General features: G+C 37.2%; 7 protein-coding genes and 1 pseudogene. 5 read left to right on the top strand and 3 right to left on the bottom strand.

All coding sequences use genetic code 11. The features are described 5' to 3' along the window. The first annotated feature begins 166 nt into the window (after positions 1 to 166). Entirely contained in the window at positions 167 to 1,162 is a 996-nt protein-coding gene (locus tag WAE64_RS22255; protein ID WP_340239990.1) for a sterol desaturase family protein, read from the top strand. 22 nt (positions 1,163 to 1,184) lie between these two features. Here WAE64_RS22255 and WAE64_RS22250 read toward each other — a convergent pair whose 3' ends face one another. Beyond that, on the bottom strand, positions 1,185 to 1,886 hold the full coding sequence (locus WAE64_RS22250; RefSeq protein ID WP_340239989.1) for a thioredoxin domain-containing protein: 702 nt from the start codon (positions 1,884 to 1,886) through the stop codon (positions 1,185 to 1,187). Positions 1,887 to 2,119: 233 nt separating this feature from the next. On the opposite strand from WAE64_RS22250, the gene WAE64_RS22245 reads away from it, so the two are divergent. The 3 genes from WAE64_RS22245 (at position 2,120) to WAE64_RS22235 (ending at position 7,397) form a co-directional block, all read left to right on the top strand. Next, the gene (locus WAE64_RS22245) at positions 2,120 to 4,933 is read left to right on the top strand and encodes a TonB-dependent receptor (protein ID WP_340239988.1); all 2,814 of its coding nucleotides are present in this window, start codon (positions 2,120 to 2,122) and stop codon (positions 4,931 to 4,933) included. 78 nt (positions 4,934 to 5,011) lie between these two features. Further along, on the top strand, positions 5,012 to 6,772 hold the full coding sequence (locus WAE64_RS22240) for an Ig-like domain repeat protein (RefSeq protein WP_340239987.1): 1,761 nt from the start codon (positions 5,012 to 5,014) through the stop codon (positions 6,770 to 6,772). Between the two features lie 76 nt (positions 6,773 to 6,848). Beyond that, complete coding sequence (locus WAE64_RS22235) at positions 6,849 to 7,397, top strand: hypothetical protein (RefSeq protein ID WP_340239986.1); 549 nt, start codon at positions 6,849 to 6,851, stop codon at positions 7,395 to 7,397. Positions 7,398 to 7,523: 126 nt separating this feature from the next. On the opposite strand, the gene WAE64_RS22230 is transcribed toward WAE64_RS22235, so the two are convergent. Beyond that, on the bottom strand, positions 7,524 to 8,636 hold the full coding sequence (locus tag WAE64_RS22230; protein WP_340239985.1) for an AI-2E family transporter: 1,113 nt from the start codon (positions 8,634 to 8,636) through the stop codon (positions 7,524 to 7,526). A 393-nt stretch (positions 8,637 to 9,029) separates the two neighbouring features. Between WAE64_RS22230 and WAE64_RS22225 the strand changes: the two are divergent. Next, a pseudogene (locus tag WAE64_RS22225) lies at positions 9,030 to 10,246 on the top strand (DUF5690 family protein). A 45-nt stretch (positions 10,247 to 10,291) separates the two neighbouring features. Here the strand turns inward: WAE64_RS22225 and WAE64_RS22215 are convergent. Further along, positions 10,292 to 13,135, bottom strand: a complete 2,844-nt coding sequence (locus WAE64_RS22215) for a hypothetical protein (RefSeq protein ID WP_340239982.1) — start codon at positions 13,133 to 13,135, stop codon at positions 10,292 to 10,294. Between the last annotated feature and the right edge of the window lie 79 nt (positions 13,136 to 13,214).

Here is a 13,214-nt window from a genome sequence, read left to right as displayed (position 1 = left end):
TTTAATTATATGGGGTACCTCCAAGCCTTGAAATAACTATACCTTAGTGCCCTGTTTTGTTGAATCTCATTAATTATCTGTTCTATAAAAAGTCGTATTCTTTTTATAGCGCTTATTTAGTGAGGTTCTCATCAGACTATCACTACCAAGGTTATAAATTATTTTTATGGAATTTTTAAGTAAGATTCTAAACGAAATTATTGATTTCTTTAGAATTGGCGGGCTTCTGAGTATCATTCACTCAGGGCATTATGAAATTTTGCTCACTCTTGAAGGCTTTCTGAGTTTTCTTTCGCCTATTGCTCCGATATTAATAATTCTGGAAATATTCTGGCTGCTTGTTTCTCACCGTTTTAATAAAGAAACCTATCGTGTACCTTTTCTCATTATAGTTATTAACCGTGTATTAACACGTTTAATAGGCGTTTCGGTGATTCTGTTATGTATTAAAGTTTTTAGCAAATATGCCCTGTTTCATGTGCCGCTTAAATGGTACTGGTTTGTTTATGGTTATCTTGTGTATGAACTCAATACCTTTATCAGGCATTATCTTTCGCATAAAGTAAGGTTACTGTGGTGCTTTCATTCAGTACACCACGCACCCGAAAGCCTCAACGCATCTATCACCCTTAATACCTCTTATATAGAGAATATCTACACCGAGATTTTCACGGCTACTTTCTGTACGATATTAGGTGTAAACCCTATTATGCTTTTTACTATCATGATTATCGATAGTATATGGGGTGCATTTGCACATATCAGCGAAAGTTCACTTAAAAATGCCAGATTAGGGTTTTTAGAGAAAATTATTCTTACACCATCGCACCACAGAGTGCATCATGGGCGAAATTTTTTATACATGGATACTAATTTTTGCTCAATTCTGAATATATGGGACAGACTCTTTAAAACTTATCAGGAAGAAGAAGAAAGCGTGCCTGTTGAATATGGTATTACAAGAGAAGTAGACTCAGGTAAGATAATAGATGTCTATTTTGGTGAGTTTGGAGAACTCTGGCAGGATATAAAAAATACATCAGGCCTGAAAAACAAACTTAAGTATGTTTTTATGCCACCGGGCTGGAGCCCCGCAGGAGAAGATTTTACAGCTAAAACGCTGCGTAACAATTTCTTAAACGATTTTAAACACGAGGTTTAAGCCTCGTGTTTAAAATCATTTATCAATTCAAGTGCTTCACTAAATCGGCTTTTTCAATAAAGCCTTCGTGCGACCAACTCATGGTTTTATTTTTATAAACTTGCAAAACAGGCAAGGCATCTACTTTCAGTGCTTTGCAAAGCTCTTTATTGTCGTCGGCATTGATACGCACCACCTTTACTTTATCTTTCATATCGTTGGTAAGCTCTTTCATATAAGGTGCCATTCTTTTGCAAGGTTCGCACCATTCGGCATAAAAGTTAACTAATACCAATTTGTCAGAGTCAAGTAATGCCTCAAATTGTTGAGTACTCATACCCGGGTTTGAAACATCGGTTGTTTCGGGTAAATTGGCTGCACGCCATTTAACAATACCGCCATCTAATTCATAAACTTGTGTAAAACCGGCCTCACGCATTTTTTTAGCAGCGGCAGCACTTCTTACGCCACTCAGGCAGTAAACAAAAACAGGTTTCGATTTATCAATCTGTTCAACCTTATTAATAAAGCTGTTATTTTTCCAGTCGATATTCTTTGCTACTTCCAGATGCCCTTTGGCAAATTCTTCGGGAGTTCTTACATCAAGAACAATGGCTTCCGGGCTTTGTTTTATCTTTTCAGAAAAATCATCGGCTTTTAAACTGGTCGATTGACTTTGGCTTTCGCTACAGGCCGAACCCAATAAAGTAAGCGTTATAAGCCAGCTAAAAATGTAGTTTCTCATTGTGTATTTATTTATTCAACAACAAATATAAGATATGTATTGGTTTTCATGGGTGATTAATGTTACATACATTTTCAGAAAATTGAGTTCGGAGGCAATAATATGTGTAATAAGCTTTAAAAAGCTCATTTTTAGGTTTATTCAAACATAATTAACACATAATATTGACTTAACATTGGCTTAATATTGGTGAAGTAGTTTTGCAGCGTGAAAATAAGACACAAAAAACCAATATGAACACGCAAAAAATTTCTACTACTCTCTTTTTATTGCTATTTGCTACTGTCATCACTTTTGCCCAGACGGGTACAATTCGTGGAACAATCAAAGATGCCAAAACAAACGAAGATTTAATTGGAGCTACTATTAAAATTGATGGTACTACTTTAGGTACTGCTACCGATATCAATGGTTTCTTCTCTATTGCTAAAGTTCCGGCAGGTAAAGTTAAAGTTGTAATTACGTATGTATCGTATCAGGAAAAAATCATTTCTGATGTAGCAGTGGTTTCGGGTAGCGTAACCGAAATCAATACTAGCTTAGAAGAGGAGAAAACAATTTTGCAAGAAGTTAAAGTAACAGCCAGCCGATTGACAAACACTGAGGTATCGGTGATTTCGGAAATTAAAGCGGCTCAAATGGTAGTAAATGGTATATCGGCTCAACAAATTGCTAAAAGCCTTGACCGTGATGCGGCACAGGTAGTAAAGCGTGTACCGGGTATCACTATTGTAGGCGATAGATTTATCAATATCAGAGGTTTGAACCAAAGATATAATAACGTGATGCTTCATAACGCTTTTACGCCAAGTATGGAAACAGACGTAAAATCGTTTTCGTTTGATATTATCCCTAGTTCTCAAATCGACAGAATGTTGATTTTTAAAAGCCCTTCGGCTGAATTACCTGGCGAATTTGCTGGTGGATTGGTAAAAATCTTCACTAAAAATATCCCTGACAAAAACTCATTAGTAATTGATTATAGCACTTCTTATCGTAGTAATACTACTTTCGGAGATTTCTATCAGGCAAATCAAGGTAAAAACTACTGGACAGGTTTCAATAACGGTTATTATGATTTGCCTAAATATTTTCCGGCTAATGTAAGCCAGATTGCAAATAATCCGGCGGCTTTAGAGTCAGCAGGTAAATCTTTAAAAAACGAATGGATAGCAAATAGAGGAAACGCTACGCCAGACCAAAGAATTGGTATTACAGGCAATTACAAGTTTTCGATTGGCTCGGTAAAAGTAGGTAATGTAACAGCCTTGAACTACTCAGACACCCGTACCAATTTTGTAATTGACCGTAACGATTTCAACGCCAACATTAACAACACGCAATCGCCGATATATAATTTCAACGACCAACAATACAGCCGTAATATTCGTGTAGGTGTTATGCACAACTGGGCGTTCCGTTTGAACGATAACAACTCAATTGAGTTTAAGAACTTATTTAACCAGTTAAGCAATTCAAATTATACACTACGTACAGGGCGTGCAATTGAAGCTAACTATAACCCAGACAACCACTCGTTTAATCAGGTATATCGTGGTATTTATACAGGGCAGCTTACAGGGAAACACACATTTGCAAAAGGTAAAACCTCAGTTGACTGGGTAATTGGTTACAACAATTCGTATAGAGATCAACCAGACTACCGTCGTTACCGTTCGGATGTTGACGAAGCCAGCGGCACAAAATCAGTGTATATTCCTATCGGTACAGCACAGGCTTTCTTCTTAGGAAGATGGTATTCTAAAATGAAAGAAGATGGTTATACAGGTGCAGTTAACATTAGCCAGAAAATAACACTTTCGAAAGAAAAAGAAACCGAAATGGAATTGAAAGCGGGCTTATTCTATGAAAGAAAAGACCGTACGTTTGATGGTAGAAACATTGGCTATGTGCGTGGTTCAAACTTTAATGGCGAACTTTTCACTGCTCCGATAAATGTTATTTTCCAGAATATCAATAATACCAACGGTATTCGTCTTGATGAGCAAACTAACCCTAACGACTCATATACCGCAGGTAATAGACTTACAGCATACTATGTAAATGCAAATATTCCGCTTACTAAAAAGCTGAATATTATTGGTGGTGTGCGTGTAGAAGACAATACACAAAGCCTTGAAAGTGCCTTTATTGGAGGGGCAAAAGTTGCAGTAAGAAATCCGGTACTAAGTGTGCTTCCATCAGCAAACCTTTCTTACAACTTCTCTGAAAAAATGTTGGTTAGAGCAGCTTACGGACAAACAATCAACCGTCCGGAATTTAGAGAGCTTGCGCCATTCTCTTTCTATGATTTTGATTTCAACGTAGTATATGAAGGCTATACGGGGCTTAAAATTTCAACAGTAAATAACTTCGATGCTCGTTGGGAGTTTTATCCGACACCATCTGAGATTATCAGTATAGCGGCTTTCCACAAAGATTTCAGAAATCCGATCGAGATTGAAGTTGAAGCAGGTAGTGGTTCGTTGGGTGCAAAAACATTTATCTACAACAATGCTAAGAGCGCAAGAAGCACCGGTATTGAGCTAGAAATCAAAAAAGGTTTAGCAAGCATCACTTCTTCTAAATTCCTTGAAAGAGTAAGTGTATTATTTAACACTACTTTGTTGGTGAGTAGAGTAAAATTAAGAGAGGGTTCGGTAGGGCAGTCAGATAACCGTCCGCTACAAGGCCAGTCGCCATATATCGTAAACACTGGTATCAACTACAACGACCAAGAAAGAGACTTCCAGGTAAACGTACTTTATAACGTAATTGGCAAAAGAATCTTTGCAGTAGGTTTCCAAGGATACCCTGACCTTTATGAAATGCCAAGAAATGTGCTTGACCTTACATTCTCAAAAGGTATCGGTAGCAGATTCGTAGTAAAAGGAGGTATCAACGATATCTTCAATCAGGCAGCTTTGATTCTGCAAGATGGTAATCAGGACGGGAAATTCGACCGTAAGAATGATGAAATCATGCAACACTACAAACCAGGTAGATTATTCTCAATAGGTGTGAGTTACACTTTAAGTGGCAAATAAAAAGCGAATCGTATCAATCGGTTATATATAGTTATTATCAAACATTTTTAAGAGTTTACATTATAAACCCCAAAAATTATGCAATTTTCTAAATTCTCTCGAATGTTTGCAGTATGTACGATGGCAGTTTCGGCTGCGTTTGTACTGAATGCATGTAAAGAAGATGAAGAAGTTTTTCCGGCACCAAGTGTATCGGCAGGTGCAGAAGCATCAGGTGTACCAGGAGCTAAAGTAAATGTTACGGCTTCTATCAGTGCGCCAGCGGGCTTGAAAACCTTGACAGTATTGAAAAACGGAGCACCATTTGACACAAAAAACTATACAGCTAGCGAAACTTCTGATAGCTATTCAAAAGAATATACAATTGAAAACCTTGCGGCAGGAACATCAGTAAACTTTACTGTGATTGCTACCGATACTAAAAACCAAGCTTCTACTGCAGCTACATTTACAGTAAAAGTAACGGCTGTTCCGCCTAAAGAAGTTGTAACAGTAAAAGGTATGCTACAAGGTAATATTACCTGGACAAAAGATAAAATCTATAAACTTTCAGGTTTTGTGCGTGTAGGTGGTGATACTACCTCGGCTACTGCTGCTGGTGTTGCTACTGGTACCTTAACAATTGAAGCAGGTACAGTTATTATTGGCGAGCGTTCTAGTAAAGGTACTTTGATTATCCAACGTGGTAGCAAAATTATCGCAAACGGTACAGCTACCGAGCCAATCGTATTTACATCAGAGCGTGCAGTAGGTGAGCGTGAAGCTGGCGACTGGGGTGGTTTAGTAATTTGTGGTAAAGCACAAAACAACTTGCCTGGTGGTAGTGCTCAATTAGAGGGTAGCTACAAAGGCTGGCATGGTGGCAGTGATGACGCTGACAACTCAGGAAGTTTGAAATACGTACGTGTTGAGTACGCTGGTGTACCGATCAACCCTAACCAAGAAATCAACTCTTTCACTTTTGGTTCAGTAGGAAGTGGCACTTCACTTGAATACCTACAGGCTTCTTACGGTGGTGACGATGCCTTCGAATGGTTTGGTGGTGTTGTAAATGCTAAATACTTAGTGTCTTACAGAACACTTGATGATGATTTTGATATGGATAACGGTTTCAGAGGTTTCATCCAGTTTGCGGTTGGTCTTCGTGGTGCTACGGCTGCTGACCAGTCAGGTTCTAATGGTTTTGAAGTTGATAACGATGGTCAGGGAACACCTGCTGAACCTTTTACATCTCCAACACTTGCTAACGTTTCGTTGATTGGTGCAAAACAAAGCCAAGAAACATTTATCAGCACATTGTTTCAAAACGGTATGCACTTACGCCGTAATAACAAAATCAAAGTTTATAACACATTCGTAACAGGTTTCCCTAACGGTGTTTATATCGATGGTTCTACTACTGCTGCTAATGCGAATTCAGGTCAATTAGTATTAAACAACGTAGTATTAGCGGGTGTAACAGGCTGGGGTTCAAATGGCTTTGGTCAAGGTGCATCTACTTTGCCACAAGGTTTCTCGGTACGTGACATCAACACTGCAACCCCTGCCGCCGACTTAATGATTGGCACTGCAAAACCTTCAGCTTGGTTTGCTGCGCAACCTGGTAACAAAGCCGTAGCTTCTTGGACAACCACTGGTATCAGCAGTACAGTATTTGGTACTGGCCGCCCAACGTTTACATTAACTACTGGTGCTGCCGATGCTTTATCAGCAGGTACTACTGCGGTTACGTTGCCATCGTTCTTTACTGCAACTAACTATGTAGGTGCATTTAACACTACAGACTGGACTGCGACTTGGGCAGAGTTTAACCCAAGCTCAGTAGTATATATCAAGTAATATTTCTGGTTAAGAACAAGGATGGCCTCAAGCCTCCTTGTTCTTTTCTTATTTTTCTGATTACAATAACACCAATATGAGAAAGTTTTTTTTGATGAGTATTTGTCTGATAGCTTTAGCCTGCGAAAAAGACAAATACAATGTGAATACCTATTTTGATAAAGCACAACAAGATTCTTTACTGACAAATATCATTACCTATGTATATGTAAAAGCTCCTCAGTCAAGCAATCAAACAAGATTTCTTCCGCAATACCGGAAGTTTTATGTGGCTGCTCTACCAAAATTCAGTATCGAAAATTATTACGTTGCCCCAGATAGTACGCATTATTTTTTTGTGGTTCGTCCGGTAGGTAATCTGCCTTATAAAAGAGGGGTGATTGGTCGCTACAAAATGGGCAAGAACCTGATGCCAACCGATTTTGAAGAAGTAGTAAATACACCACATTTAGAAGAAAAACTGGTAAAAGAAAGAGGGAAGTTTTTATTTACAGAACTCATAAAAAATGGTAACCTAGATAAATATCTGCCAATGAAACACTATGTTGAATGGCCTGATGCCAACCTGGTTTACAGTAAACAACTCAATGAGTGGGTAGCACCCACACCTAAATCTATACAATAAAAGATATTAGTTTAACCACTAAAAGACTATCAGCCCTTTGGTTGAGAATTGAATCAGCAGATTCATATTGGTGTTAAATCAGAAAAGCCAGAGGCCTTGCTTCTGGCTTTTTCTTTTTTATCAATCTCACTTCTCTTTATTTTTCTTATTCATACCCTTAAAACTAAATATAACCTTACCGACCCGGGGTTGGTTGTCGCCTATCAGAAAACCAAATGGTTTCAGCTCTTCAATCCTATCAAAAATAACTTTTAAAATAGCAACCAATGGAATCGATAAGAACATACCTGCAACGCCCCATAAAGCACCACCGATAAGTACTACTATAATAGAAATAAGGGCGTTTACTTTTACTTTGCTCGCTACAATTTTAGGTACAATAAGGTTATTGTCTACAAACTGCACAACCGAGAAAAGCACGATAACCCATATAGCATAGCTTGGCTCTTTGGTAGTAAGTGCCATTGTAATCGGAAAAACCATTGCTATCAGGTTACCTATATATGGAATCAGATTCATAATAGCCGCAATGATACCCATCAGAATAGCATATTCAATACCCAGAACCAGCAGACCTACTGAAATTAGTGCTGCTACAATAACAGTCTCAATCAATAGACCAATCAGATAGCTTTGAATTAAGGTCTTGGTTTCATAAAGTACCTCTTCTACCAGATTCTTTTTTACATCCTGAAACAGCATGGCAATAAACTCAAGTAAGAGCGGTTTGTAGAAAAGAATCAAGAAGATATATACCGGCAATAGCACAGCCAATGTAAATACACTACCCATAGCGCCTAAGGTTTTGGTAACTACCATAGCTCCGTTTTTAAAGCCTTCGTTTTTGGCGTTTTCGATGAGTTCCTGAATCTTTGGCTTACTAAGATTAAATGTCTGTGAAATCCAATTTATAGCGTCTTGTGCAAAACCATCAAACTTCTCTTTAAACTGCGGAAACGAATCACTGAACATTACTAGTTGAGAACCTATAAAAAATAAAACACCACCAATTACTATAGTACCTGCCAGAATACTCAGAAGAATTGCAATAATCCGGTTGAGACCTCTTGCTGATAAAAAATTAACCATCGGATTAAGCAAGATGCCTACTATAGTTGCCAGCAGAAAAGGAATAATGATGCTTTGCCCTATGTAAAGAATGTAGAAAAAGGCTAGTAAACCCATAATGATTTGTGCCAGTTTCAGATAAAGAGGTGATTTTAAAGATGACGAGTTCATAAGTTTATGGATTAATAAGACTTTTAGTAATATGGCGTATAGAATATTATCTAAAAACCTTAGTCCAGTTGGTTTTATATGTATTTTATAAGCAACATAGGTGCTTATACGTAGTAACAAGGTTATTATTATGTGTTAATGTGGAATGCTACGTATATGGATTGTGGAATTAGTTCTACATCAGAAATATATTATTGAAATATATAATCGGCACTTTATCTCACCTAGCTACATCAGGAAATATATTTAATATTGGCTTAACGCTGAGTTTATATTGCTTGCCGAACTTACAGGTTCATTTAATAATGACAACCTGTGAAGAAGCTCCTCGAGAAATCTGAAGTATTGTTGATAGTCTGGTGCATTATAGCTGCCTTTGGTACTTATTTTTGTATGTATGCTTTTCGTAAGCCCTTTACAACAGGCTTATACGAAAACTATGAGTTATGGGGTATGGGCTATAAGAGTATCTTGATTATATCGCAGGTATTCGGTTATATGTTATCAAAAATAATAGGCATAAAAGTAATAGCCGAGCTAAAAGCCAAAAGTCGTGTTGTGTTGATTATTGGTTTAATAGCCTTTGCCGAAATATCTCTTCTTGCTTTTGGCTATGTGCCTTTTCCTTACAATTTTGCTTTTTTGTTTCTCAATGGTCTGCCTTTAGGTATGGTTTGGGGAGTTATTTTTAGTTTTCTGGAAGGTCGCAAACTCACTGAATTTCTATCGCTTGGCCTGAGCCTAAATCTTGTTATGACTTCGGGCGTATTAAAGACCATCTACCTATATCTGCAAGAAACCTACCAAATTAGCGAGTTTCATTTACCTTACGTAATCGGGCTTATCTTTCTGCCTTTTTTCTTGCTCTTTGTCTGGATGCTGGCACAGATACCACCGCCTAATGAAGAAGATTTAAAGCTCAGAAACAGACGTGTGGCCATGACAAAGACTGATAAGCAGAAAATAATAAAAGAATTTGGCATAGGTATGTTTTGCTTTGTAGGTATGTATCTGCTAATGGCTACCATGCGTGATTTTCGGGATAATTTTGCAGTAGAAGTTTGGCGGGAAATTGACCCGAAATTTAGTAAAATCATTTTCTCAGAAATAGAAACAACAATCGGGCTAGTGGTAGTGAGCCTCATAGCACTAATAGCCTTTATCCGTAATAATTTCTACTCATACCTCACTTTTTCAGGAATGATGATTATAGCCGTAGCGGCTTGTGGCGTGAGTACCTGGGCTTTTCAGCAGCAAATTATTTCGGCCAATTATGGATGTTGAGCTTAGGTATTGGTTTGTTTTTACCTTATTTATTAATACAAACTGTAGTATTTGAGCGGCTAATAGCTTTATTTAAAGCAAAAGGTAATGTGGGATTTCTGGTATATATCTGCGATTCAATCGGATACTTAGGTAGTGTATTGCTACTATTATACCGTGAGTTTTTCCTGAAACAGATTTCTTTTGTAAATGTAGTTATTACATTTGGCTATATTATATCAGGCGTTTGTCTTATTCTATTGGTTGTACAACTGATTTACTTTACAAACAAGCATTTAAACGGCCGTGTCTGGTGGAAGCTATCGCCAAAGTCGGAGGTGGCGTGAGATGAATGAGGCATTAGTTTATAAATGCCTCATTCATGAAGCTTATTATGGTTTCACCAAGAGTGTTGAACTATTGGGAATGTCTAAAGTAGCCCCTGTTTGCGTTGTCAGGAACTTTGCAAAAGCATTATAATTTGGTGGTAGGGCAACAGTGTGTTCGCTTTTAATGATTACCACATCATCAGCAGTGGGAATCCTACCACAAGTCCAGGTATCAGGCGAAGCCCAACTACCTGATTTTTTTGAGATATTCCAGTTTCCATTACAATCTAATGGCAAATATTGCCATAGTTCAGTCCCACGAACGCCATCATTCGCCCAAAATAGTATTTTATCATCAAAATCCATCAGGTTTTGTACATAAGAAGTTTTAACTCCAACCCTTATTTCACTAATTAAGCTAATGTCGGTATTTGTTTTATTTACTGAAAAAAGCTCCATGCCATTTTGTGGGTCATAATAGCTTAAGAATAGCCTATTATAAAGCGGAGCGCTTGAAACAACATTTGAATAAGCAGTTTTTTCTGATACTTTATATGTGCCTTGTGTTGTCCCGTCACTTGTCCAAACATCTAACTTACTTTGCACAGACTTGGGTTCCAAAAATATATAAAACTGGCTGTTAATATTGGTAAAGCTAATATCGGGAAAACCTTTAAAGTTGATTGTTTTTAATTGATAAGTACCTTGAGTCGTTCCGTCAGTTGTCCATAAATTGAAATAGTAATCTCCTAGGTTTGTGCCAATACCATGACCTGCACGGAAATACAATCGGTCTGGAGTTTTTTGTAAGAATAAATATATACTGTTGGTAAGCTGTATACTTTCATCAAACTCCTTAATAATTTTAGTGCCGACTATTGTACCATCAGATTCATAGAGTGCTTGTTTTCCGAATTGCCCTTGAACGCCAGCAAAGAAATAAAGTTTGTTTTTAAATTCTATAAAACATATAGGTGCAAGAGGCGAATCTACATTAGAAGGGAAAACCTGATGCGTATTAGCTTGTGTGCCGTCGCTCACCCATAAACTACCCAAGCTAAAAAAGACCTTATTACCAACAGCCGTTAAAGTACTCGGCAAATCGCTATAATTTGAAGTAGCTTGAAGAGGATAAGTGCCATTTTCGGTTCCATCAGAAGCCCACAGTTTACCCGAGCCTATGAAAAATAGTTTTTCGGTGCTTACAACTAATTTGTAAGGACTTACGGGATACTGAGTACCATTGGAAAGTGGAATTTCTACTGTTCCGTTTTCAGTACCGTCAGACTTGAATAGGCGGAGGCTATTTTGGTTGTAAAATCGGGCTGTGAAATAGACAGTGTTACCTAAAGCAACAATTTCTGCAATGGTGAGACCGGCAGTACCGGGATTCAGGTCTTTTACTATAACTGTGCCCTCGGGTGTTCCATCTGTCTTCCATAGTTCGCCACCACGGTGGTCGCTGCCATTAAAAAACCATATTTTGCCTACTTTTACTTTTTTATTCGATATCAGTGAGCTTTTACTACTAGTATTTATGTTTTTTAATAATCCTGTGTTTTGAATACTCCCATCGCTTTTCCATAATTCATAATCGTGCTGAGTATCATAATTTGCAAATAGGAGCGTATTATTTGAAGTGTATATAAATTCTGGTTTTATACCAAAGTCTTGTGCTAGTGTGGGAATCGTCTGAACAAAATTTGTACCTGCACTAGTACCATCTGACTGCCATAATTCATTGGTATTAGTTCTGAAAACTATTCTATTATTGATTGTAGCAAAGAAACTGGGTACAAAACTGGTAGTTGGACCTAGAGCCTTCACTAAAACAGTTCCGGTATCTGTTCCATCAGACTCCCATAGTTCGGCTTGTTGGTTATTATATGCTGAAAAGTAAAACTTGTTATTCAAAAAAGCCCATTTTTTATTATAGATGTCATCATGAATATGTCCAAAAGTTTTTAGGCGTTTGGTTCCATCAGCAGTCCCGTCGCTTATCCACAATTGAGAGTGTTTTAAGATGAAAACAAGTTTCTGATTAAAATTTACTAAACTAGAAGTTTCGTCTGTTTGATAAGAGTAATCTGTATCGTCAAAAGTTTTTACGATTTCAGTTTCTACTCCATTTGTTTTCCAAAGTTCTATAATCGCTTTATCAACCCCTGTTCCATTTTGTCTAAAAGTATATCTCTTGACTGTAAAAAAAACATCGTTGTTAACCGCTAAAACTTGATTTAACGATTCTTTGTAGCTAAAAGATATATTATGAGTTAAACTATCTATATCTTTAATAATACTTGTACCTGCTTCAGTTCCATCACTTTTCCATACACTTAACCTAGGGAATAATGAATTAGAATGGTGTTGTAAAGTGAAAAAAAACAAATGATTATTGATGATAGTAGGCCTATAATACATATTTAGGCCGTTATAACTAATGAATTCTTTAATTGGAGTTTTTAAACCATTTTCGACTTCATATAATTTATTATCTCCAAAATAATATACCTTATTATTAAAGAAATAAAGTTTAACAGCATCGCCTAGACTATTTTTAACACTACCATCGGTTTTCCAAAGGCTTATAGGAGAGTTAAAGCCTATATCTTGAACAAAATAATACAGTTCGTTATTGAATGCATATAAATTTATCGTATTCTCATATGATGAACTAGCAAAAACAGCTTGGTCTGATACCTGAACGGTCCCGTTTTCGGTACCATCTGTTTTCCATAGTTTGTAAGTTTCAACATCTTTAACCGTGAAAAAAGTAGTGCCGTTTATTTCGGTGAAATTGGCAGGATATGAGCCTTCTTCAGTAGTATTAAGCTCTTTAAAAAAGGTGATTTGAGCCGACGAAAAATTAAATAGGAAACCCAGAAGGAGTGTGAAAAGTTTTTTCATATAGTTGTAGTCACAATGGTTTGTTCTACAAATATATGTTTTTCGGTATGATAAATAAAAAAAAGAGCCAACGAAAATT

The organism is Emticicia soli (assembly GCF_037860775.1).
Classification (GTDB): Bacteria; Bacteroidota; Bacteroidia; order Cytophagales; family Spirosomataceae; genus Emticicia; species Emticicia soli.
This window is presented reverse-complemented; position numbering and strand designations above follow the sequence as displayed.

Excerpts from the sequence above, each read along its gene's own strand:
- WAE64_RS22250 (WP_340239989.1), bottom strand. The coding sequence starts at position 1,886 with ATGAGAAACTACATTTTTAGCTGGCTTATAACGCTTACTTTATTGGGT.
- WAE64_RS22255 (WP_340239990.1), top strand. The coding sequence starts at position 167 with ATGGAATTTTTAAGTAAGATTCTAAACGAAATTATTGATTTCTTTAGA.
- WAE64_RS22235 (WP_340239986.1), top strand. The coding sequence starts at position 6,849 with ATGAGAAAGTTTTTTTTGATGAGTATTTGTCTGATAGCTTTAGCCTGC.
- WAE64_RS22215 (WP_340239982.1), bottom strand. The coding sequence starts at position 13,135 with ATGAAAAAACTTTTCACACTCCTTCTGGGTTTCCTATTTAATTTTTCG.
- WAE64_RS22230 (WP_340239985.1), bottom strand. The coding sequence starts at position 8,636 with ATGAACTCGTCATCTTTAAAATCACCTCTTTATCTGAAACTGGCACAA.
- WAE64_RS22245 (WP_340239988.1), top strand. The coding sequence starts at position 2,120 with ATGAACACGCAAAAAATTTCTACTACTCTCTTTTTATTGCTATTTGCT.
- WAE64_RS22240 (WP_340239987.1), top strand. The coding sequence starts at position 5,012 with ATGCAATTTTCTAAATTCTCTCGAATGTTTGCAGTATGTACGATGGCA.